This is a genomic window from Enterococcus sp. RTP21361st1_A6_RTP21361_211029, from assembly GCF_040910045.1.
GTDB lineage: Bacteria > Bacillota > Bacilli > Lactobacillales > Enterococcaceae > Enterococcus_D > Enterococcus_D gallinarum.
In genome coordinates, this window is the sequence record NZ_JBDGBK010000048.1 from 1 (window position 1) to 24,092 (window position 24,092).

Genomic DNA, 24,092 nt, shown 5'->3' on the forward strand with positions numbered 1-24,092 from the left:
TTCGTTTTCATAAATCTATTATAAAAGAAAAGACTGTAGACATCATCCATAAAATGGACTTTGTCTACAGTCTGAGCCAAATGCAAGAGTTCTTGCATTTGGCTTTTTCATTTGGAGATCAATTATATAATTCTTGAATTCTTTGTTGTACATCTTTGTTGTCTAAGAACTCATCATAGGTAGTCTCTGCACGATCAACAACACCTTTATTTGAAACGGCGATAATTCGATTTGCGAGCGTTTGAATAAATTGATGGTCATGAGAGGCAAAAAGTAAAGAGCCGGTAAAAGCCATAAGGCCATCATTCAATGCAGTAATCGATTCTAAATCTAAGTGATTTGTTGGATCGTCTAAGACAAGAACATTAGCTTTTGATAGCATTAGTTTTGATAACATACAACGAACTTTTTCGCCACCCGATAGAACATTGACTGGTTTTAAGACTTCATCACCTGAAAACAGCATCCGACCTAAGAAACTACGTAAGAATGTATTATCATCCTCTTCTTTACTAGCATACTGACGCAACCAATCAACAATTGGTGTATCCGTATCAAATTCACCAGTAGTATCTTTTGGCAAGTAAGCGTGTTGTGTTGTAACACCCCAGCGTACACTACCAGTATCTGGCACGATCTCGCCCATAATAACTTTGAATAATGTAGTCGTTGTGATGTCGTTGTTGGCAATAAAAGCAACTTTGTCATCTTTATTCAAAGTGAATGAGATATTATCTAAAATCTTTTTACCGTCAATAGTCACACTGACATTATCTACTTGCAACAAGTCATTCCCAATTTCCCGTTCTGGTTTAAATCCTACAAAAGGATAGCGGCGTGAAGAAGGTTGAATATCATCAAGTGTGATTTTATCCAACATTTTCTTTCGAGAAGTGGCTTGCTTTGATTTTGACGCGTTTGCACTAAAGCGGGCAATAAATTCTTGCAGTTCTTTGATTTGTTCTTCTTTTTTCGCATTTGATTGTGATTGCAATTTTGCTGCTAATTGACTTGATTCTAACCAAAAATCATAGTTTCCGACATACAGTTTGATCTTCCCAAAATCTAGATCTGCCATATGGGTACATACTTTATTTAAGAAGTGACGGTCATGGGAAACTACGATAACGGTATTATCAAAGTTGATTAAAAATTCTTCTAACCAGTTAATAGATTGGATATCCAATCCATTAGTCGGCTCATCCAAGAGCAAGACGTCTGGTTTTCCGAAAAGAGCTTGTGCTAACAACACTTTCACACGTTGACCAGCTGTTAATTCTTTCATTTGGACATGGTGTAATTCATCAGGGATATTCAACCCTTGTAAGAGAACTGCGGCTTCAGGTTCAGCTTCCCAACCATCCAGTTCAGCAAACTCTCCTTCTAGTTCAGCAGCACGGATACCATCTTCGTCACTAAAGTCTTCTTTCATGTAGATCGCATCTTTTTCTTTCATTACGTCGTATAATCGTTTGTGACCCATGATAACAGTTTCAATAACTGGGTATTCTTCGAAGTCAAAATGATTTTGTTTCAAAACAGCCATTCGTTCATCGGGTCCTAATGAAACATTTCCTGTAGATGGTTGGATTTCTCCAGATAATATTTTTAAGAAAGTTGATTTACCAGCACCATTTGCACCAATCAAACCATAGCAATTGCCAGGCGTAAACTTAATATTAACATCGTCGAACAGTTTGCGATCTGAAAAATGCAAACTTACATCACTTACTGTAATCAATTCTTTTCCTCACTTTATATATATTGACATTGAGTCTCCTAGCATTATAGCGATGAATGTTGAAAGTTTCAAGTAAACTCAAGGATTTCCCTACAATCAAACAAGGAGCTTAGAATTATTTTGAGTAAAACAAAAGGCTAGAATCAAGCGTTTTCCTATGCTAGAGTAAAGGGAGAAGATAGGAGGAGAGAAATGTTTTGGTTGAATGGTTAATGCAACTGTCCCCGTGGCAGCAGGCTTTGGCTGGTACTTTATTTACATACGCCATGACTGCTCTAGGTGCGGCACTTGTTTATTTTTTTAAGGATATCAATAAAAATGTTCTGAATACGATGTTGGGATTCGCTTCCGGTGTAATGATTGCTGCGAGTTTTTGGTCATTACTAGACCCTGCTATCGCTCGTGCGGAAGAAAATGGGGATATCCCATGGCTTGTGGTTAGTATTGGTTTTGGATTGGGTGGACTATTTTTATATGCTGCAGACAAAACATTACCGCATATGCACTTTGGTCCTAACCATGAAACAGAAGGCTTTCCAAGCCATTTAAAACGAACGATTCTGTTGGTCTTCTCCATCACATTACACAATATTCCTGAAGGCTTGGCAGTTGGTGTGGCTTTTGGAGCAGCCGCCAGCTCGGAAGATCCTCGGGCAGCAGTTTTGGCAGCTATTTCAGTAGCTATAGGTATTGGGATCCAAAATTTTCCCGAAGGAGCTGCTGTATCCATTCCTTTAAGACAGGAAGGATTGAGTCGTAATAAGGCCTTTGTCTATGGACAAGCTTCTGGGATCGTTGAACCGATTGCCGGTGTTATAGGCGCTTTGCTGGTAACAAGTATGACAGCCGTTTTGCCATATGCTTTAGCATTTGCAGCGGGAGCGATGATTTATGTAGTGGTAGAGGAACTAATACCTGAAGCACAACAAACAGCTAGTAGTCGACGGCATTTTGCAGTTTTTGGTGTTATGACAGGCTTCATTCTGATGATGGTTTTGGATGTTGCTTTAGGATAATCAAAAAAGACTTGGAACAGATAATGCTCCAAGTCTTTTTGTTAGTTATAGTATTTTTTTGGTCGTTGTCGAACGTTTGTCAGCCACCGAACAATTAGAACAGCTAACAATAAAGGAATACCAAAACGAAAAATTAAACCAATCAATCCGCCAATTAATCCTAAGACGAGAGATAAGAGCAATGAAGCCAGAACTAAAACTGCTACAACAGTTACGATTTTACCTAACAAACTTTGTGTATTCATAATAAATCCTCCTATACCTTTTTCTTAAATTTATTTTATCAAGAAAGAAGAGGTGGAACATCCATCTTAAGGCGGAATTTTTTCTCCGTCGGTAGTCAAAGAGATGTTAGTGAGGTAAACTGGTAAAAAAAAGCAGGTGAGAACATGAAAGCAATTATCAAAAGTAAACATTTTATTACGGAAGGAGGGTGCAATGCTTGCCAGGCCTTTGAGTTAGAAACGTTTACGATGCACTTAGAGAATGGTAAAGAAGTTTCTGTAGAAAATCTGGACGTAGCATCTTTAGTAATGCCACTTATCCAAAATGAGCATTGGCAGACAGCGCTATTATTAGACGAAGAAGAGGGCTACATTTTTCGAAAAGAGAATCAAGAAGTGAAATTTGTGGATAATGATGCTACACAAGTATTTGTTTCAAAAGAACAAAGAATTGTTTGTCAGAAAAAAGCCTGTGATCAGGAATTGTTTACAGAAGCAAATGCAGTTTTACAGCAACTCTTCGCTATGGAACCAGTTGAATTTGTAATTGAACAAGCATAATCAATCAGAAAAGCAGCTTGAAAAAGAAACTTTCAATCAAAAGTGAAAATCACTTAAAGATTGAAGTCTCCGGAATCAAGCAGCTTTTTTATTTACGTATTTGACCTTCTCCATAGATAATATATTTGGTGGAAGTCAGAGCTTCGAGTCCCATTGGGCCTCTAGCATGCAATTTCTGAGTTGAAATGCCGATTTCTGCTCCAAAACCAAAAACAAACCCATCCGTGAATCGTGTAGATGCATTGACATATACTGCAGCAGCATCTACTTCTTGTAAGAATTTCTGAGAGGCAAAGTAGTTATCCGTGACGATAGCTTCAGAATGCTTAGTGTTGTAATGATTGATGTGGGCAATTGCTTCATCGATGGAATCTACAACTTTGATGGCTACAATATAATCTAGAAATTCGGTTTGCCAATCTTCTTCAGTAGCAGGTTGCGCATTTATTAAATAGTTTCGCGCGTTAGTATCAGCACGCAACTCTACTTTATTTTTCAGTTCTTTTTCTAGTAAAGGTAGAAAGTCTGCTGCACAACTTTTATGAACGAGGATCGTTTCGATTGCATTGCAAACAGAAGGTCGCTGAGTTTTGGCATTGACAACAATGTCGACAGCCATCGGAAGCTGTGCATCTTTGTCAATAAAGATATGGTTGTTACCTGTTCCTGTTTCAATGACAGGAACTGTTGCTGTTTCTTTGACACGACGAATGAGGTTAGCACCGCCTCGTGGAATCAGTACATCCAAGTACTTGTTCAAGCGCATCATTTGATCAGCCACTGCATGACTGGTGTCATCAACAAATTGAATAGAATAGGGTGAATATCCATTGGCGCTTAATGTTTCTTGCAAAAGATTTACAAGGATTTGATTTGAGTAGAAGGCTTCTTTACCTCCTCGCAAAATGACAGCATTCCCAGATTTGAAACATAGACCGGCAGCATCTGTTGTAACATTGGGTCTTGCTTCATAAATAATTCCCACAACACCTAATGGTACACGTTGTTTACCAATTAAGAGATTATCACTATTGCGCCACATTTTGTCCACGATTCCAAGTGGATCAGGGAGCTGAACGATTTTTCGAATACCAGTTGCCATCTCCTTGATTCGTTCATCAGTTAATTCTAGGCGATCAATTAAAGTTGAATTTAATGCATTTTTTTTTGCAGCAGCAAGGTCTTTTTTATTTTCTGTTAAAATTCGTGAACGATTTCTTTCAAGTGTATCGGCCATAGCTGATAGTAAGTGATTTTTCTCAGTAGCGGTTAGTAAGCTAAGTGAGGCCGCACTCTTTTTTGCTTGCTTTCCCAATTGCATTAAATCGATCATAATGTTTCCTCCTTGTAAAAGTAAGTGCCAACCTTTTTGCCAGCTAAGATATCAAAAATGATTTTAGGCTGTTTCCCATTCGCCAAGATCATTGTGGCATCTGTTTTGAGAATACGATCCGCAGCTTTTAATTTGCTTGACATGCCACCAGTTCCATACGGACTTCCTTTTCCGGTTGCTTGTTTCATTAAATCAGGTGTAATCTCAGTAATTTCATCATAAAGTTTAGCAGTTTTATGATGTAGCGGATTAGCAGTATAAAACCCATCGATGTCGGATAGCATAATCAGCAGATCCGCATGGACTAACTGCGCTACAATTGCAGATAATTGATCATTATCACCAAATTTAGTAAGATGGTCCAACTCATCTATGGCAACTGTATCATTCTCGTTGATTATTGGGATAATTCCCATCGCTAAGAGCTGCTCCAATGTATTACATACATTTTCTCGACTTTGAGGAAACTCAATAATATCTCGAGTCAACAATAATTGAGCAGTTTTTTGATTGTAAACTTGAAAACGGTGATTGTAAATATTCATTAATTCGGCTTGCCCCACGGCTGCAACAGCTTGTTGCTGGGGGATTTCTACAGGACGTTGTGGAATGTTTAGTTTATTCATCCCTACACCAATAGCACCAGAAGAAACGAGAATAATCTCTTTGTTTTGATTCTTTAGATCGGACAGAACAAAAGCCAGTTCATCAATACTCGAGAAGTTGATATTTCCATTGGGATAGACGAGGGAACTGGTCCCAATTTTGATAACGACTCGATTCGCTTTTTTTAGTTTCTCTCGCATGGATGTAACCACCTCTTCTGAATTCAGTAAATAATATTTTTTCTATTGTACTAGCAAAATAGCCTTTCGTCATGTCCTTTTTCTATTTTCTTCGTTTTTTTGACTGCGGAAGCGAAGAAAATATAAAGAGTTTCTGTTAATTTTGTTTTCATTAAAGAAAACAAGGGTTACTATGCTAAAATGACTATATGTTTATTAATTGGAGGAAAAGATGAAGACACGTGGATTTGAAATTGTTTCAACATATGCAGATAAGGATATAGCTCTTCCGCAACGCGCAACACACCATGCGGCAGGGTATGATTTTGAAGCGGCAGAAGAAGTCGTAATACCTAGTATATGGAAAGCGGGGTTGATGAATGGCATCCAAGCGTTGACAGCTAAAGATGTTCAAAAAGCAATCAAACCGACACTGGTTCCGACTGGAATCAAATCATATATGGGAAAAGATGAGTATTTACAATTAACGAATCGTTCGAGCAATCCTCTCAAACGTTTTTTGTTACTAACAAATGGTGTCGGAGTCATTGACAGTGATTATTACAATAATTCTGATAATGAAGGGCATATCATGTTTCAATTTACGAATTTTGGTCCCAGTGATTTGACCATCAAAAAAGGTGAACGAATTGGTCAAGGGATCTTCTTGCCGTTTTTAAAAGCGGATCAAGATGTAACCAGTCAATCACGCTCTGGAGGATTTGGTTCCTCAGATCTGTGATTGTTCGATATACGCATGCAGTCAGTCCTAGATAACGAATTGGAGGTTTGCAATGGCTAAGAAAGCAAAGAGTCAGTTTGTCTGCCAAAATTGCGGATATTCTTCACCAAAGTATTTAGGGAAGTGCCCTAATTGTGGTAGTTGGAATTCGATGGTAGAAGAAGTGATTCAAGAAACAACGGATCGGCGAGTACGGACTACTCTTACGGGACAACGGATGCAACCAACAAAAATTGCTGATGTCATACCAAAGAAAGAACCACGAGTACAGACCAAACTAGCAGAGCTAAACCGAGTTTTGGGTGGTGGTGTTGTTCCGGGATCATTGATTTTGATTGGTGGTGATCCAGGAATCGGCAAGTCGACTCTTTTACTGCAAGTCTCACAGCAGCTTGCAGCTATTGGCGGCAAAGTATTGTATGTTTCGGGTGAGGAAAGTGCAGAGCAGATAAAAATGCGTGCCCAGCGTTTAGGAGCCATTGATACGGAATTTTATTTATATCCAGAAACGGATATGTCTGAGATAAGCAAGGCAATCGAAAATCTAACACCGGATTATGTCATCATAGATTCGATACAAACGATGACACAACCAGATATCACTAGTGTGGCAGGAAGCGTGAGTCAGGTTCGAGAAACGACTGCCGAACTTCTAAAACTGGCTAAAACCAACGGGATTGCTATTTTTATTGTGGGACATGTAACCAAAGAAGGTTCAATTGCTGGTCCACGAATGCTAGAGCACATGGTGGACACCGTTTTATATTTTGAAGGTGAAAAGCATCACAGCTTCCGTATTTTGCGTGCCGTCAAAAATCGATTTGGTTCGACAAATGAGATTGGGATTTTTGAAATGGAAGCAGGCGGATTGAAAGAAGTAGCCAACCCCTCTCAAGTCTTTCTTGAGGAGCGATTAGAAGGCGCTACGGGTTCTGCCATCGTTGTTGCAATGGAAGGCAGTCGACCGATTTTAGTAGAGATCCAAGCTTTGGTGACACCAACTATGTTTGGTAACGCTAAACGAACGACTACCGGATTGGATTTTAATCGTGTTTCATTAATCATGGCGGTCCTTGAAAAACGGGCTGGGTTGCTTCTACAGAATCAAGATGCTTATTTAAAAGCAGCTGGTGGTGTAAAATTAAATGAACCTGCAATCGATTTAGCAATTGCAGTCAGCATAGCCTCAAGTTATAAGGAAAAAGGTACGAGTCCTACGGAATGTTTTATCGGTGAAATTGGGTTGACTGGTGAGATTCGACGCGTCAATGCGATCGAACAACGGGTAAAAGAAGTGCAAAAATTAGGATTTACTAAAGTATATTTACCTAAAAATAATCTTACTGGGTGGCAACCGCCCAAAGGTATCGAAGTAGAAGGCGTGTCAACTTTATCGGAAACCCTACGAAAAGTTTTTCGTTAATTCTGATAAGGTGTTAGTTAAAAAAAAAAAGAATAAATTCGAAGATGAGACGAAAATAACGAAATTATCAGAACAAGAATGAATGAAGACTGTTTATTGAGAACTATTTGCATCAGAAGGTGCTATCTTTGTCCAGCTCTTTCTAAAAAAGATTTTTTCGTTTATGAGTCTCAGCTTCGTACTAAATTAGTTTGGAGGAACGTGTATGCAGAAACGAGTCATTACTGCGCTAATGGTTCTTGCTGGAGCAAGTTTAGGTATCTCATTAATGCCTGTTGCATGGCAAACCATTGGTCAATCAAAAAATGAATGGCTGAACAATAATATCACTAATAGCTTGCTTGGAGCCCTTATTTTCTTTTTATTATCTTTGCTATTAGCGAAATATATTGCAGCTGGAATTCGTAAAATTGAAGAAAAATTGAGTGAATTGAGTCTAACTTATTTATTATTTGGAGCAATCGGATCAATTATTGGTTTAATGATCGGGGTCATTGTATCGATTCCTTTTTATAATTGGGATATTCCTTTTATTAACGGAATCGCGCCTATTTTAGTAATGGCGTTGTTGGGATATCTTGGCTTTCAAATTGGCACGACTCGAATCGAAGAATGGAAAAAAATCTTTTCTTCTAAAAGCAAGAAAACAGAACCTGTTGAAGAACAACAGATGCTTGATCGTAAAATAGCTGATCATTTTCATAAGTATAAAATTCTCGATACGAGTGTTATCATCGATGGACGTATCTACGACATTGCTAAGACAGGTTTTCTTGAAGGGGTCCTATTAATTCCCAATTTTGTTTTATATGAATTACAATATATTGCAGATTCAGGAGACAGCTTGAAACGTGTACGAGGTCGACGTGGATTAGATATTTTGAATGCTTTGCAAAAAGAAGAAGGTATCGCTGTTGAAATGTATGAGGGTGACTTCGATGATATTTCTGAGGTCGACAGCAAATTGATCAAATTAGCAAAGATCCTTGATGGTATTGTGGTTACAAATGACTATAATTTAAACAAAGTTTCAGAATTTCAAAATGTTCCTGTGTTAAATATCAACGCTCTTGCGAATGCAGTTAAACCAGTAGTGATTCCTGGAGAAACAATGAATGTACTTGTTGTAAAAGCTGGAACGGAAAGACAACAAGGTGTCGCTTATTTGGATGACGGAACGATGGTTGTTGTTGAAGATGGACAGCATTACATGAATGAACATATCCAAGTAGTTGTTACGAGCGCACTGCAGACAGCTGCGGGACGAATGATATTTGCTAAACCGGCTCATTCAAGTCGTGGAATCGATAATCAGGATGACACAAAAAATTAGCAATAATCAATGGCAATTGGCGGATTTTACGCCGGTTGCCTTTACTATTTTGCTTAATGATTGTACAATTCTAGCTGAGCGAACTATTTTATTATCGGAGATTTTCCCTATAAGCTAGAAGGTAAAAACCGAACAGCAAAGGATTGTTTGCAAATCAGATGAAGGAAGAGGAAAAAGATGACTAAAGTGCGAGTACGTTATGCTCCAAGTCCAACTGGACATCTACACATCGGAAATGCCCGAACAGCATTGTTTAACTATTTATTTGCACGTCATAACGATGGCGAATTTATTATCCGTATTGAGGATACGGATCAAAAAAGAAACATTGAAGATGGTGAGAAGAGCCAGCTAGAGAATCTCGCTTGGTTGGGTATTGATTGGGATGAATCCCCTGCAAACCCTGGAGAGTACGGACCGTACCGCCAATCAGAACGCGGTGAGTTGTACCAACCATTGATTGATCAGTTGCTAGCAAGCAATCGTGCCTATAAGTGTTATTGTACAGAAGAAGAGCTAGAAGCAGAGCGTGAAGAACAACGCGAACGTGGCGAAATGCCTCATTATGGCGGAAAATGCGCTAATCTAACACCAGAGGAGCAAGCGGAAAAAGAAGCACAAGGTATCCAACCAGTTATTCGTTTCCGAGTTCCTAGAAATACAGAGTATAAGTTTCATGATATGGTAAAAGGTGAGATCGTTTTTGAGTCAGATAATGTAGGCGGCGATTTTGTCATTCAAAAGCGCGATGGGATGCCAACATATAACTTTGCAGTGGCAGTTGATGATCATCATATGAAAATCACACATGTATTGCGGGGCGATGACCATATTGCTAATACACCAAAACAATTGATGATCTATGAAGCATTTGGTTGGCAAGCGCCACAATTTGGACACATGACACTGATCATCAACAGCGAAACTGGTAAAAAGCTAAGTAAACGCGATGAATCAATTTTACAATTTATTGAGCAGTATCGTGAATTAGGATACTTACCAGAAGCAATGTTCAATTTTATCGCATTGTTGGGTTGGTCCCCAGTAGGAGAAGATGAGTTATTTTCTCAATCTGAATTGATCCAAATGTTTGATCCAGAACGCTTGAGCAAATCACCAGCGGCTTTTGATGCCAAAAAATTGGAGTGGGTCAACAACCACTATATGCGTCAAATGGACCTGGATCAGTTGACAGAAATGTGTTTGCCATATTTAATCAAAGCAGGTCGAATTGAAGAAGAGCCTTCCGTAGAAAAAAGAGAATGGCTGAAAAAAATCGTCTCACTATATCAACCACAAATGAGTTATGCTGCACAAATTGTGGAAGTTTCTGAGTTATTCTTTAATGAACATCCTGAATTGGATGCTGCTGCGCAAGAAGTCTTGGCGGGTGAAACTGTTCCAACTGTACTCAATGCCTTTAAAGAAAAATTGACTGCAATGACTACAGTTGACGCACCAACAGTAAAAGCTGCAATCAAAGAGATCCAAAAAGAAACAGGAATCAAAGGCAAAAACTTGTTTATGCCAATTCGTGTTGCTGTCTCAGGACAAACGCACGGACCAGAATTACCGGATACAGTAGAATTACTAGGAAAAGAAAAAGCACTTGATCATTTAAATAATGTATTATAAACACGAAGAATAGACGAAGTACTTACCTTTTTTTTGAAGAGAGATCACGGGTGGTGAGAGTGATTAAAAAAAGTAAGGAAATGCACCTAGGAGTGGTTTTGGCGCAAGTCAAAAACGGCAGCAGACGTTACCTGCACCAAGGCAGAAAATTCTGTGAACAAAAGTGGAACCACGTGGTTGAGCGTCTTTTGAATAAGGAAACTTATTTGAAAGATGCTTTTTTGTATGTAAGTAATCAATAGGGGAAGCAGGTGAGAAGATGACTTGGACCCAAAAAGCAATTGCAGCAGCGAAAAAAAATGACCCTTCAGCTCGATCAACGCTGGAAATCGTATTGTCTTATCCGGGCTTTCACGCATTGTTTTGGCATCGCTGGTCGCATTTTTTATTTCAAAAAAAACTCTTTCTTCTAGCTAGACTCACATCCCAGTTTTGGCGTTTTCTGACAGGCATCGAGATTCATCCTGGTGCTCAGATTGGCGAAGGGGTTTTTATCGATCACGGGATGGGTGTTGTAATTGGAGAAACAGCTATTATTGAAGATGACGTCGTATTATTTCACGGTGTAACACTAGGCGGGACAGGTAAAGAAAAAGGGAAACGCCACCCGACCATAAAAAAAGGGGCATTCATTTCAGCTCATGCACAAATTCTTGGCCCTGTCACAATAGGGGAAAGCGCCAGAATCGGTGCTAGTGCAGTGGTTCTTAGTGATATCCCAAATGAAGCGACTGCTGTAGGAATACCAGCCAAAGTCGTAAGAATCAAAGGAAAGAAGGTTAGCCAAGATGATCAAAATTTATAATACGTTAACACGTAAAAAAGAAGTTTTCCAACCTCTCGAACAAGGTAGGGTGAAAATGTATGTTTGCGGGCCAACAGTTTACAATTATATCCACGTCGGCAACGGACGTAGTGTAGTATCTTTTGACACGATTCGCAGATACTTAGAATATAGAGGGTATGAAGTCGATTACGTAATGAACTTCACCGATGTTGACGACAAAATTATTCGGACCGCCAAAGAATTGAAAACTTCTGCTCCAGAAATAGCAGATCGTTTTATCGAAGCATTCAATAAAGATACTGCGGCTTTAAATGTTCAACCAGCTACATTAAATCCGCGAGTAATGGATCACATCGAAGACATTATTGCGTTTATTCAAGTATTAGTAGATAAAGGATACGCCTATATGGCAAATAATGATGTGTATTACCGTACACGTAAATTCAAGCACTATGGTCAGTTAAGTGATCAATCAATTGATGAATTAGAAGTTGGGGCCAGTCAACGAACGGGTGAAGAACAAAAGATCAAAGAAGATCCGTTAGATTTTGCTTTGTGGAAAGCGGCTAAGGAAAACGAAATCGCTTGGGATTCACCATGGGGACTAGGACGTCCCGGTTGGCACATCGAGTGCTCCGTTATGGCAACCAAACATTTAGGAGAAACAATAGATATTCATGGAGGTGGACAGGACCTGACTTTCCCTCATCATGAAAATGAAATTGCACAGAGTGAAGCGAAAACGGGTAAGACGTTTGCTAATTATTGGATGCACAATGGTTATGTCACGATTGGTGAAGAAGAAGAAAAAATGAGTAAATCTTTGGGCAATTTCGTTACTGTCCATGAAATGGTTCAAAAAATTGATCCTCAAGTTTTGCGCTTCTTTTTGGCTACTACCCAATATCGGCGTCCAATCAAATACAGTGAAACGACATTGAAAGAGGCAGAAACAAATCTGCAAAAATTGAGAACAGCCTTAGAAAATGCACAATTTCGTTTGCAAAATAGTAAAGAAGGATTCCCAGAAGGAACCGACCATGCCATCTTAGCAGAATTTGAACAGCGTTTTGTACAAGAAATGGATGACGATTTTAATGCAGCAAATGGTATCACAGTAGTATATGAACTTGCAAAATGGTTGAACACTTACAGTGAAAGTGCTTCAATCGATATAGAATTATTGACTGCTGCAGTTGAAAAATTCAAGGAATGGCTAGCCATCTTTGGGATTTACTTTGTGGGTGAGGAACTTTTAGATGAAGAGATCGAACAACTAATCGAAGAACGTATCCAAGCAAGACAAGCAAGAGATTTTGCCCGAAGCGATGAAATCCGGGATGTGCTAAAAGAAAAAGGGATTATCTTGGAAGACACAGCGCAAGGTACCCGGTGGAGAAGAGACGCATGAGAGATTACAAACAGTTGAACGGACTAGCGTTAGCCTATATTGGGGACGCGGTCTATGAAGTATACATTCGGGACTATTTGATTGAACAAGGACAAACAAGACCTAATCAGCTTCATCATATGGCGACACACTATGTATCAGCAAAAGCTCAGGCGGCATTGATCCAAAAGATGCTTGATGAAGAAATAATGACTGAAGAAGAATATGATTTTTACCGTCGTGGACGAAATAGTAAAAGCCATACCAGTGCAAAAAATGCTGATGTAACCACCTATCGCATTGCTACAGGCTTTGAATCCTTAATTGGGTATCTACACTTAACAAAGCAACAGGATCGTTTAGACACGCTCGTAGCTTGGTGTATCAAGAAAGTAGGGGAAGAAGATGAGGGAAAAGAAACAAAGAAAACCGTCGCGTCAAAACACGGTAAAAAATAAACAGCACACTAGAAAGAATTTTCGTGAAGAAACAACTGAATTGATAGATGAGAATTTTGTATTCGGTTATCATGCGGTAATTGAAGCGTTGAAAGAAGGACGCGGGAATAAATTATTTATGGCAGAGGATGCCAGAGGGGAAAAAATCGATGGGTTAAAAGAAGCTGCTCGCGCACAGTCTGTCCCAGTCAAGTGGGTGCCAAAACAAAAGCTCGATCAAATGAGCAATCAAGGCGTCCATCAAAGTGTGATTTTAGCGATCACCCCTTATGAATACCTATCACTGGATGAATTATTGGCACAAACAAAAGAGCAGTCATTCTATTTGATTTTAGACAATTTAGAGGATCCACATAATTTTGGTTCAATCCTGAGAACAGCGGATGCTAGTGGGGTAGACGGAATCATTATTCCGAAACACCGTGCAGTAGGAATCACTCCTGTAGTCGTGAAGACTTCTACTGGTGCTGTAGAACATATTCCGATTGCTCGTGTCACCAATTTAAGCCAAGCGATTCAACAACTAAAACAAGCTGGTTTTTGGATTTTTGGAACGGATATGAAAGGAACTGATTACCGTTTGTGGAATGCTCAAGGGGCAGCGGGATTGATTATCGGCAATGAAGGTCGAGGAATGAGTGAAGGATTGAAAAAAGATGTTGATGAGATGTTGACTATTCCGATGACTGGTCATGTACAAAGTTTGAATGCTAGTGTGGCAGCTGGGTTATTAATGTATCAAGCTTTTACTAGTCGAAATGGGGCGCCGCAATGAAAACGCCCCTGCTAATCGTCGATGGCTATAATATGATTGGTGCTTGGCCTGAATTAGTCTTATTAAAAAACCAAGATCGTTTAGAAGATGCAAGAGAGGCGTTATTGCATCGATTATCCAATTATTCAAAATACGAAGGATTAAAGATTATTGTTGTATTTGATGCGCAATTGGTTCCCGGTGTTACTCAAAGCTATAGTAAATATCAGTTACAAGTCATCTTTACTGAAGAAGGTGAAACTGCTGACAGCTATATCGAACGCATCGCTGGAGAATTGAATGACCGTTTGACTCAAGTAACAGTTGCAACGAGTGACTTAGCAGAACAATGGGTTGTGTTTTCTCAAGGTGCGTTGCGAACTTCTGCTCGAGAGCTTTATAAAAGTATTGAAAAAACAGAAGAAGCAATCCATCAGCATCAAACAGACATCAAATTTGAAAATTTTCGCAGAAACTCTCCTTGGACGCCTGAACAATTAGCTGAATTAGAAAAAAAACTGCATGATTTGAGTTAGGGACAAAGTTGGTTCGTTAAATGAGAAACTAATGAACAAGAATATGTTACGCTCTTTTTGTACCAAAAATTAAGCATAAAAGGAGCGTAACAAAATGAAATCAAACGAATCAATCAGTAGGAGTTCAGAAGAATTTGAAGCAATGTTTTTCAAGTATCGCCCTATCGTCGAGATTATGTACAAAAAATATTATCTCAAAGATTATGATTTAGATGATTGGATGCAAGAAGGCCGTATTGTTTTTAACAAATGTCTGCAGGCTTATGATGAAAACCGTGGAACAACACTAGGAGTTTTGTTCAAACGCTCGTTTGAAAATCGCGTCTGCAGTTTATTACGGTTGCAACAAGCACAAAAAAGAAAAGCACAATTAAATTCTTCTTCTCTTGAAGAAAAAATTTCTCATGAAGGACCAAATTTTCTCTCCGATCAAAATGAACAAACTGAAAAAGCGGAGAAGTATTTAATGCTTCAAGAAACTATGAATAAATACGATTCGCCATTTTCGAAGTTAGAGCAAATCGTTATAATGAATTACTTGAAAGGATTAGAACTTGAACAAATCGCAGAACAAACAGAACTTCCACTGCAACAAATTAAAAGCGCTTACAAAAGCGGTAAAAAGAAATTGAGAGCGCTTCTTATGAACCCTTAGAGAAAATCTTATTGAAAGAATAATTATTTTATGGTAAACTTGAAATTTTCTGTAAATTATAGTATACTGTTGCTTGAGGTGAATGCGATGCCAACAACTTTAGCAACAATCAAAAAAGATTTAGAAGGTCGTATAGGCAGTGAAATCATGCTAGTTGCTCAAACTGGGCGTAAACGTCAAACGGAACGCCGTGGTGTTTTGACAGAAACATACCCTTCTGTGTTTGTCGTGGATTTAGATCCAAACGAAAATTCGTTCGAACGTGTTTCCTATAGTTATTCGGATATTCTTACTCGAACGGTTGAGATTGAATTTTTAACAAAAGCTGTTTGATCAGAAAAGGGCTGACAAAATGTTAGCTCTTTTTTTGTATTTTTTATTATTGATTAGTTAGGAGATAGTAGAATGATTGTTATGATAAAAGAGTTGCATGAGATGACCGGATTAGAATTTCACCAAATCGCTGCTTTACGTACTCAAGTGTTTGTCGTAGAACAAAATTGTCCCTATCAAGAAGTAGATGCAATTGATTTGATTGCTAAACATCTTTGTATTTTTGATGAACAGCAACAACTTGTTTCTTATGCAAGGATATATTTTATCGAAGGTACGGTTCATTTTGGTCGAGTTTTAGTAAATCCTCTGTTCCGTGGACAAGGGCATGGGGATCAATTGCTACAAGAAATCATCAAACAACTAAATCGTTTCTATCCAAATGCTCCGATTGAAATCGAAGCTCAAGCGCATTTGCAGAAATTTTACGGGAAATATAATTTTGTCACTGTTTCCGATCCTTTTGATGAAGATGGAATTTTACATGTGGTTATGAGAAAAGAGAAATAAAAGCAGTCATTACTTATAAAAAAAAAAGATGAACAAATCATGAATAACTCTCTGCTCTGACATGTATTTGCCAGAGCTTTTCTGATTTCAAGAGCTATCCATTATTGTTCGAATCATTCTAAAAAACTATCTAGTTAAAAGGATCACGGTTTATATCATTAGTTGTGATATTGGTACGGGATTCTGTTTGTACTTTCAATAAGTCACGAATTTCTTGAAGATAGTCTTCGGCAGTAACTTCTGGTTCTTCTTCTTCAACTGGTTTTTGATGAAGATTGCGCAATTTATTCACAGCTTTAACGATTAAGAATAGAACAAAAGCAGTAATCAAGAATGTAATAATTGCAGTAATCACTTGACCGAAATTAAAGACGACATTTTTTTTAGGCTCCCAAACAAGCCCTGAAAATGCATCTTCGCTGCCGAAAAATGAAAATACCAGCGAAACTAATGGTGTTAAAAGACCTTCTACCAAACTGGTGACAATCGCTGTGAAGGCACTCCCGATGACAACCCCAACAGCTAAGTCAATCACATTTCCGCGCAAAATAAATTCTTTAAATTCCTTGATCATAAACAAACCTCCTTTAAATTTATTCTTAGTATAACGAATAAACGATGATTTATAAAAATATACGCCCGTAAAATGAGTAATTTTTCTGGAAAAATTCTGCATTATGCTATAATTGAAGAGATGATTTTTGAGAGGATAAGAGGTGCATTATGGCAATTGAACTAAAAAAAAATGTTCGACTCACGGTTTTGCCGACTAAAAAATATAAAACAATCCGTGTTTTTATTCGATTTACTTCGCAATTAGCGGCTGAAACGGCTGCGAAACGCACATTATTGACGAGTTTATTAGAGACAACTAGTTTGCGTTATCCCACTCAAACAGCCTTTAGTACGCAACTGGCAGAATTTTATGGAGCAAGCTTTGGCATGAATGTTAATAAAAAAGGGGATCTTCATCAAGTCAATGCAGCGATGTCGTTCGTCAACGGAAAATATGTTGCTGATGAAGAACTATTTACCCAAGCTGTTTCTTTTTTGAAAGAAGTGCTTTTTTTCCCAAATATTGTTCAAGATGAATTTGAATCAAAAAATTTTACGATCGAAAAAAGCAATTTGATTGCTTATATGAGAAGTATTGCTGAGGATAAACAGGCGTTTGCTTCATTAAGCTTACAAGAATTATTTTTTTCAAAAAGTGACAATCAAAAATTTCCAAGTTTTGGTCGTCCTGAAGATTTGGAAGATGTGACGGCAAAAGAACTAACAGAAACATATAGTTCTATGATTAAAGAAGATGCTGTAGATATTTTTGTGATTGGGGATGTCGAAGAAGATCAAGTAATTGAAGTTATGAAGGATCTCCCCTTTGAAAATCGTCCTGAAAAAGATCTTTCTGTTTTTTATCGTCAAGATTTGGAAAATATTATCCGCGAGAAAATCGTCAGAGAGCCTGTGACTCAGGCAAAACTGAACTTAGGTTATCGTACGGGTGTTTATTATAATCAACCGGAACGTTTCTCTCTCATGGTTTTTAATGGATTATTTGGCGGATTTCCTCATTCAAAACTATTTATGAATGTTAGAGAAAAAGAGAGCTTAGCTTACTATGCATCAAGTAATGTGGATACATTTCGAGGTTATTTATCTGTTCAAACAGGAATTGATGGCAGTAACCGGGATCAAGTCTTTACTTTGATTGAACAACAACTTCAAAGTTTACAAAGAGGAGAAATTACAGAGGCTGAATTGGCACAGACAAAAGCTATGCTTAAAAATCAGTTTTTGTTATCGTTGGATAGTCCACAGTCTTTGATTGAAACAGAATATCTTAATCAGTGGGTACCGAATACTAAAATGAGTGAAGAGCAATTTATACAGCGTTTGGAAGAGGTATCGGTCACAGATGTTCAAAAAATTGCTCAAAAGATCGAACTTCAAGCCGTATTCTTTTTAGATAAGGAGCTTGATCATGAATAAAAAACATTATAATCAAATAAATGAAGTCTTGTATAAAGAGATATTACCCAATGGATTAACAGTTTATTTATTACCTAAAGAAGGGTTTCATAAAACATACGGTCTTTTTAGTACAGATTATGGTTCTATCGATAATCATTTTGGTTATGCGAATGAAACGATGCATACTGTACCAGATGGTATTGCCCATTTCTTAGAGCATAAACTTTTTGAAAAAGAAGACGGTGATGTCTTTCAAAAATTTGGGCAACATGGAGCATCAGCCAATGCATTTACTAGCTTCACAAAAACGAGTTATCTTTTTTCGGCTACCAATCAAATTCGAAAAAATTTAGAAACCCTTTTAGATTTTGTACAGATGCCTTATTTTACGAAAGAAACGGTTGAGAAAGAGAAAAGGATCATTGGGCAAGAAATTCAGATGTATGATGATGATCCTAACTGGCAACAATTTTTTGGTGTCATTAAGAATCTATATCCAAAGCATCCGCTTCACATTGATATTGCTGGGACTGTTGAAAGTATAGCAGCCATCACAGCAGAAGATCTTTATCTGTGCTACCATACATTCTACCACCCAAGCAATATGACTTTGTTCATAGTTGGAAACATCGATCCAGAAGAGACAATGAACTGGATCAGAGAAAACCAGGCAGCAAAAACTTTTTCTGCAGCAAAAGAAATTAAGCGTCAATTTCCGGAAGAAACCGTTCAAGAAATTATTCCAGAAAGTATTATGAGGATGCCCGTTACGCGACCAAAAGGTGTTTTGGGTATCAAAGGGAATATGGAGAAACGTCCGACGGAAGGTCGGGAGTTGCTACGATATAAACAATCTTTGAATTTATTGTTCCAATTACTTTTAGGTAATACTTCAGCTAATTACTTAAGGTTGTATGATCAAGGAATTATTGATGATACGTTTGGTTTCGAAGTAAGTTTGGATCGAAGTTTTTACTTTGCTGATTTTTCTGGAGATGCAGAATACCCTGAAGAGATGCTTCAAGCGGTTGAAGAAATTTTATTGAATTATGAAAATGATCCTGAAATGAACGAGAAGAATCTTGAGTTACTTAAGAAAAAAATGCTGGGTAAATATTTTCAATCTCTCAATTCATTAGAATTTATTGCTAATCAATTTACACAAAGCTTATTTGGCGAAACAACACTCTTTGATTTGCCAGATGTTATACGTTCAATCACGCTCAATGATGTTCGATCTGCTGCTAAAGTATTCATTGATCAAAAAGCATTCAGTCGGTTTTACTTGCTACCAACTAAAACTAACTGATTAATCGTCATTGTGTAAGATGCCGTCTATGCATTTTCTGATAGATGGCTCTTGTTTTTGTAGAAGAATGAGTAATGAGATCAAAAAGTATTAAATTTTGTTTGCGACTTGTCTGAATGTTATCCTCAGTCAATTTTTTTTATGGTATTCTTTAAATGATACTGATTGAACAATTTTCATTTATGATGAAAAATCAAGAGTAAAAATGTTATATTTAATAAACAACCTATCAATTAAGCAATCCAAGGATGACAAGGAGAAACGAAGTGGATTTCCGATCCAAGTGTTTGCCTTCCATAAAATGAATAGTAAAGACTGGAGTAGATGATCGAGTGGCAAACGAAACTACGATTGGAGCAAAATTACGGCAAGCCCGTTTAGATAAACATATTTCATTGGATGAATTACAGCAAATGACAAAAGTTCAAAAAAGGTATTTGGAGGCAATCGAAGCCGATCGTTTTGAACAATTACCAGGAACTTTTTATGTTCGTGCATTTATTCGTCAATATGCCGCCGCTGTAGGTGAGGACGGAGATAAGTTAGTTTCTGTATTTGATGGAAAAGATACATTGGCAGAACCACTGCCTAAAAGACCTCAACCTGAGACCGTAAGCGGATCGAGAAAAGCTTTGCATGTAGAGGAAAAAGGCGGAACGTTTTTATCCCGCTACTTACCAATGATTTTATTAGGATTAGTAGCAGTCACTATTATCTGTATTGTTGGGTATATGGCTTGGCAAGACAGACATTCAACCCCTATGATTCAAGGTAGTTCGGCACCGGTGGTTGAGAATTCAGCCTATACATCAACCTCAAGCACGGTGGAATCGACAGCAAGCAAAGAAACGAGCGAGTCAGAGACTCAATCTTCTAGCAGCACAGAATCTAGTGAGAAAGAAATGACTATGACCAAAGGGGAATCTTCCCAATCAGATATCAGCATTTCAATTAAAGATGCGACGAATCCAATTAAATTAGAGTTAACTGGATTAGATGCCTCGTGTTGGGTAGGCATTCTTGTAGACAATGCGTATGTCTACCAATATACTTTACAAGCGGGCGAAGTCCAATCGACGACATTGCCAGAAAATGCAACCAATGCAACCATTGTACTTGGTGCAAGTCAAAATATCCAGATTGCGGCAAACGGGCAAAAAATTGATTTCGATGATCCTCAGTATAAATTGCTCCAAAAAAATGTGCATTTAGCGATTGAGTATCAAGAAACAAACTGATCAGAAGAACGATTAATTAGTTAGAAAGATAACATTGTTCCTATGGCAAGTGCTGTAGTAGCATGATTTCCGTTTTTTTCGTACAATATTTGTCAGAGAGGAGCAAATTTTTTGAATTTACCTAATCAATTAACTGTATTACGCATCATAATGATTCCTATATTTATTTTAGTTTTGGCGTTGCCAATCGATTTAGGAACATTGGACGTTGGAGGCGTCGATTTACTCACAACACATCTGATAGCAGCCATTCTATTTGCTGTTGCAAGCATTACGGATTGGCTGGATGGTAAAATTGCTCGTTCCAGAGGATTGGTTACCAATTTTGGGAAATTTGCCGATCCCTTAGCGGACAAAATGCTGGTAATGACTGCATTTATTATGTTAGTCGAATTGGATAAGGCTCCAGCTTGGGTAGTCTCTATCATCATTTGTCGAGAGTTAGCAGTCACCGGTTTAAGGCTCTTGTTAGTAGAGCATCATGGTGAAGTTCTTGCTGCTGCTTGGCCTGGTAAAATCAAAACAGCAACACAAATGGTTGCCATTATTTTCTTATTTATTAACAATCTTCCTTTTTCACTCATAGGCATTCCATTGGATCAAATCATGTTGTATGTATGTTTGATCTTTACAATTTATTCTGGAATCGATTATTTCATTAAAAATGCCAGTGTTTTTAAAGGTTCAATGTAATTTCTAAAAGTTCAGAGGAATTCTGAACTTTTTTTGTAAAAAAAATCAATTACAACGTAGTTGATAATGAAGGAGTAATGAAATGAAGGCAGAGATTATTGCAGTAGGGACCGAATTGCTTTTGGGACAGGTGGTGAATACCAATGCAACTTTCTTATCAGAAGAATTAGCTAGTTTAGGAATCGAAGTTTACTATCATAGTGTTGTAGGGGACAATCCAAAGCGTTTGGAAGAGCTAGTAACACTTGCCGAGAATCGCAGTGACTTGATCGTATTTTGCGGTGGTCTCGGACCTACAGAAGATGATTTAACCAAACAAATCGTTGCACAGCATGTCGGTCAAGAGCTCGTTCGTGACGAAGCAGGGTATGAGCAAATGCTGACCTTTTTCAAAAATGGTCAGCGTTTTATGACAGAAAATAATTTGAGGCAGACGTTGGTATTCAAAGATGGTACAGCGTTACCTAATGCAACTGGATTAGCAATCGGTATCTTCTACCGAACAGCTACAGCGGCATATCTCCTGTTGCCTGGACCACCAAGTGAACTGAAACCTATGTTTATCCAACAAGCCCGTCCAATTTTGCAGACAGAGTTTTCATCAGAAGAACAGTTGATTTCTCGAGTATTGCGATTTTATGGAATTGGAGAATCCGCACTAGTAACTGAACTTGCCGATCTAATTGATTCTCAGAAGAACCCAACGGTCGCACCGTATGCTAAACCCAATGAAGTAACCTTGCGTTTGACGGTGAAAACTACGGATGAATCGGCAGGACAAGCCAAACTAGATGAATTAGAACAACAAATCCAAGCAAGAGTGGGCGAATATTTTTATGGATATGGAGAGCATACTTCATTAGCTGAAGTAGTCGTTGATATGTTGAAAGAAAAGAAAAAAACCGTGACGGCTGCGGAGAGTTTGACAGCGGGACTCTTTCAAGCGACGCTGGGAGACATCTCAGGCGTGTCCCGTGTATTTTCTGGTGGTTATGTGACTTATGCTAAAGAGACAAAAAGTAAGATGCTAGGAATCAATGAAGACTTGCTAACAGCTTATGGAACTGTCAGCAAGGAATGTGCAGAAGCGATGGCGCTTGCTGCCCAAGCCAAAGAAAAAGCGGATTACGCCCTTTCTTTTACCGGGGTAGCTGGACCAGATGAGCTTGAGAATCAACGCCCAGGAACGGTCTGGATTGCTTTAGCAACCAATGAAGGTGTGAAAAGCAAGTGCTATCATTTTTCCAGAGATCGTGCATACGTTCGTCATAGTGCAGTAATGGCAGGATTAGATCTATTACGTAAGGAATTGTTAAGATGATGCGAATGTTTGTTCGTTTTTTCTTGCATTTTTTTAAAAGAAGGACTATTATTAACATAGTAATTGACACACGAAAGTGAAGAAAATAAGGGGGATTATCCGTTTGGCAGATGATCGTAAAGCAGCTTTAGATGCTGCACTGAAAAAGATTGAAAAGAACTATGGTAAGGGTGCCATTATGAAACTTGGTGAGAAAGTCGATCAACAAATTTCGACGATTCCAAGTGGTTCATTGGCTTTGGATGTTGCTTTAGGTGTGGGGGGTTATCCACGTGGACGTATTGTTGAAGTATATGGACCAGAAAGTTCTGGTAAAACCACAGTTGCTTTACACGCAATCGCTGAAGTTCAAAAAGGTGGCGGAACAGCAGCCTTTATTGATGCAGAACATGCATTAGATCCTCAATATGCACAAAAATTGGGTGTAAATATCGATGATTTGCTGCTATCTCAGCCCGATACAGGTGAGCAAGGTCTTGAGATCGCTGATGCTTTAGTATCAAGTGGAGCTGTCGATATTGTTGTTATCGACTCGGTTGCCGCTTTGGTACCAAGAGCTGAGATCGATGGTGAGATGGGTGATACCCACGTTGGTCTTCAAGCCCGGTTGATGTCTCAAGCATTGCGTAAATTATCTGGATCAATCAATAAGACCAAAACAATTGCGATTTTTATCAATCAAATTCGTGAAAAAGTTGGGATCATGTTCGGTAATCCTGAAACAACTCCTGGTGGACGTGCGCTTAAATTCTATTCGACGATTCGATTAGAGGTACGACGTGCAGAACAATTAAAATCCGGAACAGACATTATCGGAAACCGGACAAAAATCAAAGTTGTCAAAAATAAAGTAGCGCCACCTTTTAAAGTTGCTGAAGTAGACATGATGTATGGACAAGGAATCTCTCAAGAGGGAGAGTTGCTTGATATGGCAGTAGAGCAAGACATTGTTGATAAGAGCGGTGCTTGGTATGCTTATAAAGGAGATCGCATTGGTCAGGGGCGGGAAAACGCGAAAAACTATATGCGTGAACATCAAGAAATGATGATGGAAGTTTCTGCTCGTGTTCGCGATGCGTACGGCATTGGTACCGGAGAAACGGTCATTGAAACAGAAGATGCGCAAGAAGAACTACCATTAGACGAATAAGATCGTTTAACGATAAAGAAGAAGCCAAACATTCAAGTGTTTGGCTTTTTTTGTACAGTAATAACAGATCTGCTCATAAAAACTGCACGTTAAAATGAAGCCTATAGGAGGTGAGGGAGCGTCAATAATTTTGTGTAAATGATTCTTCCCTACTGCAGATTGTTTCTAATTCTCAATCAGTTGGCTTAGCA

General features: G+C 38.4%; 25 protein-coding genes and 1 other annotated feature. Of the genes, 20 read left to right on the forward strand and 5 right to left on the reverse strand.

The genetic code is table 11. From position 1 onward, the window contains the following. Positions 1-118: 118 nt before the first annotated feature. Entirely contained in the window at positions 119-1,741 is a 1,623-nt protein-coding gene (locus AB5Z52_RS09865) for an ABC-F family ATP-binding cassette domain-containing protein (RefSeq protein WP_003129260.1), read from the reverse strand. 197 nt (positions 1,742-1,938) lie between these two features. Here AB5Z52_RS09865 and AB5Z52_RS09870 point away from each other — a divergent pair, with 197 nt between their 5' ends. After that, positions 1,939-2,757 (forward strand): ZIP family metal transporter, encoded by an 819-nt coding sequence (locus AB5Z52_RS09870; RefSeq protein ID WP_003129261.1) that lies wholly within the window; start codon positions 1,939-1,941, stop codon positions 2,755-2,757. A 41-nt stretch (positions 2,758-2,798) separates the two neighbouring features. On the opposite strand, the gene AB5Z52_RS09875 is transcribed toward AB5Z52_RS09870, so the two are convergent. Further along, positions 2,799-3,002, reverse strand: coding sequence for a hypothetical protein (locus AB5Z52_RS09875; RefSeq protein ID WP_003129262.1), 204 nt, complete (start codon positions 3,000-3,002; stop codon positions 2,799-2,801). A 144-nt stretch (positions 3,003-3,146) separates the two neighbouring features. Between AB5Z52_RS09875 and AB5Z52_RS09880 the strand changes: the two genes are divergently transcribed. After that, positions 3,147-3,542, forward strand: a complete 396-nt coding sequence (locus AB5Z52_RS09880; protein ID WP_003129263.1) for a DUF4809 family protein — start codon at positions 3,147-3,149, stop codon at positions 3,540-3,542. A gap of 88 nt (positions 3,543-3,630) precedes the next feature. Here the strand turns inward: AB5Z52_RS09880 and AB5Z52_RS09885 are convergent, their stop codons facing one another. Beyond that, positions 3,631-4,875: a glutamate-5-semialdehyde dehydrogenase gene (locus AB5Z52_RS09885; RefSeq protein ID WP_003129264.1), complete on the reverse strand. Its 1,245-nt coding sequence runs from the start codon at positions 4,873-4,875 to the stop codon at positions 3,631-3,633. After that, positions 4,872-5,681 carry a glutamate 5-kinase gene (gene proB / locus AB5Z52_RS09890; RefSeq protein ID WP_005473069.1) on the reverse strand — a complete coding sequence of 270 codons (810 nt, stop codon included), beginning with the start codon at positions 5,679-5,681 and terminating at the stop codon, positions 4,872-4,874. Before proB ends, AB5Z52_RS09885 begins: the two co-directional genes overlap by 4 nt. Before the next feature lie 211 nt (positions 5,682-5,892). Here proB and AB5Z52_RS09895 point away from each other — a divergent pair, with 211 nt between their 5' ends. The 12 genes from AB5Z52_RS09895 to AB5Z52_RS09950 all read left to right on the forward strand — a co-directional run bounded on the left by AB5Z52_RS09895 (position 5,893) and on the right by AB5Z52_RS09950 (position 16,216). Continuing rightward, a complete protein-coding gene (locus tag AB5Z52_RS09895) occupies positions 5,893-6,402 on the forward strand; it encodes a dUTP diphosphatase (protein WP_137264804.1) in 510 nt (169 codons plus the stop codon). 52 nt (positions 6,403-6,454) lie between these two features. Next, a complete protein-coding gene (radA, locus tag AB5Z52_RS09900; protein ID WP_003129268.1) occupies positions 6,455-7,825 on the forward strand; it encodes a DNA repair protein RadA in 1,371 nt (456 codons plus the stop codon). A 205-nt stretch (positions 7,826-8,030) separates the two neighbouring features. Beyond that, positions 8,031-9,158 (forward strand): PIN/TRAM domain-containing protein, encoded by a 1,128-nt coding sequence (locus tag AB5Z52_RS09905; protein WP_003129271.1) that lies wholly within the window; start codon positions 8,031-8,033, stop codon positions 9,156-9,158. A gap of 177 nt (positions 9,159-9,335) precedes the next feature. Next, a complete protein-coding gene (gltX, locus tag AB5Z52_RS09910) occupies positions 9,336-10,793 on the forward strand; it encodes a glutamate--tRNA ligase (protein ID WP_003129272.1) in 1,458 nt (485 codons plus the stop codon). Beyond that, positions 10,790-10,985 (forward strand) — a binding site (T-box leader). It overlaps the preceding gene by 4 nt. Positions 10,986-11,052: 67 nt before the next feature. Then, positions 11,053-11,598 carry a serine O-acetyltransferase EpsC gene (gene epsC, locus AB5Z52_RS09915; protein ID WP_003129273.1) on the forward strand — a complete coding sequence of 182 codons (546 nt, stop codon included), beginning with the start codon at positions 11,053-11,055 and terminating at the stop codon, positions 11,596-11,598. Next, the gene (gene cysS, locus AB5Z52_RS09920) at positions 11,582-12,991 is read left to right on the forward strand and encodes a cysteine--tRNA ligase (RefSeq protein ID WP_003129274.1); all 1,410 of its coding nucleotides are present in this window, start codon (positions 11,582-11,584) and stop codon (positions 12,989-12,991) included. Before epsC ends, cysS begins: the two co-directional genes overlap by 17 nt. Continuing rightward, positions 12,988-13,428: a Mini-ribonuclease 3 gene (locus tag AB5Z52_RS09925; protein WP_003129275.1), complete on the forward strand. Its 441-nt coding sequence runs from the start codon at positions 12,988-12,990 to the stop codon at positions 13,426-13,428. Before cysS ends, AB5Z52_RS09925 begins: the two co-directional genes overlap by 4 nt. Continuing rightward, entirely contained in the window at positions 13,376-14,203 is an 828-nt protein-coding gene (gene rlmB / locus AB5Z52_RS09930) for a 23S rRNA (guanosine(2251)-2'-O)-methyltransferase RlmB (RefSeq protein WP_003129276.1), read from the forward strand. The genes AB5Z52_RS09925 and rlmB overlap by 53 nt, the downstream gene beginning before the upstream one ends. Then, the gene (locus tag AB5Z52_RS09935) at positions 14,200-14,718 is read left to right on the forward strand and encodes an NYN domain-containing protein (protein WP_005473058.1); all 519 of its coding nucleotides are present in this window, start codon (positions 14,200-14,202) and stop codon (positions 14,716-14,718) included. Before rlmB ends, AB5Z52_RS09935 begins: the two co-directional genes overlap by 4 nt. A 94-nt stretch (positions 14,719-14,812) precedes the next feature. After that, positions 14,813-15,373: a sigma-70 family RNA polymerase sigma factor gene (locus AB5Z52_RS09940; protein WP_288551513.1), complete on the forward strand. Its 561-nt coding sequence runs from the start codon at positions 14,813-14,815 to the stop codon at positions 15,371-15,373. Between the two features lie 87 nt (positions 15,374-15,460). Continuing rightward, a complete protein-coding gene (locus AB5Z52_RS09945) occupies positions 15,461-15,706 on the forward strand; it encodes a Veg family protein (RefSeq protein ID WP_003128972.1) in 246 nt (81 codons plus the stop codon). A gap of 72 nt (positions 15,707-15,778) precedes the next feature. Continuing rightward, complete coding sequence (locus tag AB5Z52_RS09950) at positions 15,779-16,216, forward strand: GNAT family N-acetyltransferase (protein ID WP_003128973.1); 438 nt, start codon at positions 15,779-15,781, stop codon at positions 16,214-16,216. A gap of 130 nt (positions 16,217-16,346) precedes the next feature. Here the strand turns inward: AB5Z52_RS09950 and mscL are convergent, their stop codons facing one another. Then, the gene (gene mscL, locus AB5Z52_RS09955; RefSeq protein WP_005473052.1) at positions 16,347-16,790 is read right to left on the reverse strand and encodes a large conductance mechanosensitive channel protein MscL; all 444 of its coding nucleotides are present in this window, start codon (positions 16,788-16,790) and stop codon (positions 16,347-16,349) included. Positions 16,791-16,939: 149 nt separating this feature from the next. Here mscL and AB5Z52_RS09960 point away from each other — a divergent pair, with 149 nt between their 5' ends. From AB5Z52_RS09960 to recA, 6 genes are all read left to right on the forward strand, one after another. Beyond that, positions 16,940-18,208, forward strand: a complete 1,269-nt coding sequence (locus AB5Z52_RS09960; RefSeq protein WP_137264805.1) for a pitrilysin family protein — start codon at positions 16,940-16,942, stop codon at positions 18,206-18,208. Then, complete coding sequence (locus tag AB5Z52_RS09965; RefSeq protein ID WP_003128977.1) at positions 18,201-19,499, forward strand: pitrilysin family protein; 1,299 nt, start codon at positions 18,201-18,203, stop codon at positions 19,497-19,499. Before AB5Z52_RS09960 ends, AB5Z52_RS09965 begins: the two co-directional genes overlap by 8 nt. A 332-nt stretch (positions 19,500-19,831) precedes the next feature. Then, a complete protein-coding gene (locus AB5Z52_RS09970; RefSeq protein WP_003128979.1) occupies positions 19,832-20,737 on the forward strand; it encodes a RodZ domain-containing protein in 906 nt (301 codons plus the stop codon). A 111-nt stretch (positions 20,738-20,848) separates the two neighbouring features. After that, on the forward strand, positions 20,849-21,430 hold the full coding sequence (gene pgsA, locus AB5Z52_RS09975; RefSeq protein ID WP_005473048.1) for a CDP-diacylglycerol--glycerol-3-phosphate 3-phosphatidyltransferase: 582 nt from the start codon (positions 20,849-20,851) through the stop codon (positions 21,428-21,430). An 82-nt stretch (positions 21,431-21,512) separates the two neighbouring features. Then, on the forward strand, positions 21,513-22,751 hold the full coding sequence (locus tag AB5Z52_RS09980) for a competence/damage-inducible protein A (RefSeq protein ID WP_003128983.1): 1,239 nt from the start codon (positions 21,513-21,515) through the stop codon (positions 22,749-22,751). A 103-nt stretch (positions 22,752-22,854) separates the two neighbouring features. After that, complete coding sequence (gene recA / locus AB5Z52_RS09985; RefSeq protein WP_003128984.1) at positions 22,855-23,901, forward strand: recombinase RecA; 1,047 nt, start codon at positions 22,855-22,857, stop codon at positions 23,899-23,901. Positions 23,902-24,092: the final 191 nt, after the last annotated feature.

What these genes read in the sequence shown, in the direction of transcription:
- AB5Z52_RS09885 (WP_003129264.1), bottom strand. Translation starts at nt 4,875, where the DNA reads ATGATCGATTTAATGCAATTGGGAAAGCAAGCAAAAAAGAGTGCGGCC.
- mscL (WP_005473052.1), bottom strand. Translation starts at nt 16,790, where the DNA reads ATGATCAAGGAATTTAAAGAATTTATTTTGCGCGGAAATGTGATTGAC.
- epsC (WP_003129273.1), top strand. Translation starts at nt 11,053, where the DNA reads ATGACTTGGACCCAAAAAGCAATTGCAGCAGCGAAAAAAAATGACCCT.
- AB5Z52_RS09950 (WP_003128973.1), top strand. Translation starts at nt 15,779, where the DNA reads ATGATTGTTATGATAAAAGAGTTGCATGAGATGACCGGATTAGAATTT.
- rlmB (WP_003129276.1), top strand. Translation starts at nt 13,376, where the DNA reads ATGAGGGAAAAGAAACAAAGAAAACCGTCGCGTCAAAACACGGTAAAA.
- AB5Z52_RS09875 (WP_003129262.1), bottom strand. Translation starts at nt 3,002, where the DNA reads ATGAATACACAAAGTTTGTTAGGTAAAATCGTAACTGTTGTAGCAGTT.
- AB5Z52_RS09925 (WP_003129275.1), top strand. Translation starts at nt 12,988, where the DNA reads ATGAGAGATTACAAACAGTTGAACGGACTAGCGTTAGCCTATATTGGG.
- AB5Z52_RS09880 (WP_003129263.1), top strand. Translation starts at nt 3,147, where the DNA reads ATGAAAGCAATTATCAAAAGTAAACATTTTATTACGGAAGGAGGGTGC.
- AB5Z52_RS09935 (WP_005473058.1), top strand. Translation starts at nt 14,200, where the DNA reads ATGAAAACGCCCCTGCTAATCGTCGATGGCTATAATATGATTGGTGCT.
- proB (WP_005473069.1), bottom strand. Translation starts at nt 5,681, where the DNA reads ATGCGAGAGAAACTAAAAAAAGCGAATCGAGTCGTTATCAAAATTGGG.
- AB5Z52_RS09980 (WP_003128983.1), top strand. Translation starts at nt 21,513, where the DNA reads ATGAAGGCAGAGATTATTGCAGTAGGGACCGAATTGCTTTTGGGACAG.
- cysS (WP_003129274.1), top strand. Translation starts at nt 11,582, where the DNA reads ATGATCAAAATTTATAATACGTTAACACGTAAAAAAGAAGTTTTCCAA.
- AB5Z52_RS09965 (WP_003128977.1), top strand. Translation starts at nt 18,201, where the DNA reads ATGAATAAAAAACATTATAATCAAATAAATGAAGTCTTGTATAAAGAG.
- AB5Z52_RS09945 (WP_003128972.1), top strand. Translation starts at nt 15,461, where the DNA reads ATGCCAACAACTTTAGCAACAATCAAAAAAGATTTAGAAGGTCGTATA.
- gltX (WP_003129272.1), top strand. Translation starts at nt 9,336, where the DNA reads ATGACTAAAGTGCGAGTACGTTATGCTCCAAGTCCAACTGGACATCTA.
- AB5Z52_RS09960 (WP_137264805.1), top strand. Translation starts at nt 16,940, where the DNA reads ATGGCAATTGAACTAAAAAAAAATGTTCGACTCACGGTTTTGCCGACT.
- AB5Z52_RS09905 (WP_003129271.1), top strand. Translation starts at nt 8,031, where the DNA reads ATGCAGAAACGAGTCATTACTGCGCTAATGGTTCTTGCTGGAGCAAGT.
- AB5Z52_RS09895 (WP_137264804.1), top strand. Translation starts at nt 5,893, where the DNA reads ATGAAGACACGTGGATTTGAAATTGTTTCAACATATGCAGATAAGGAT.
- radA (WP_003129268.1), top strand. Translation starts at nt 6,455, where the DNA reads ATGGCTAAGAAAGCAAAGAGTCAGTTTGTCTGCCAAAATTGCGGATAT.
- AB5Z52_RS09940 (WP_288551513.1), top strand. Translation starts at nt 14,813, where the DNA reads ATGAAATCAAACGAATCAATCAGTAGGAGTTCAGAAGAATTTGAAGCA.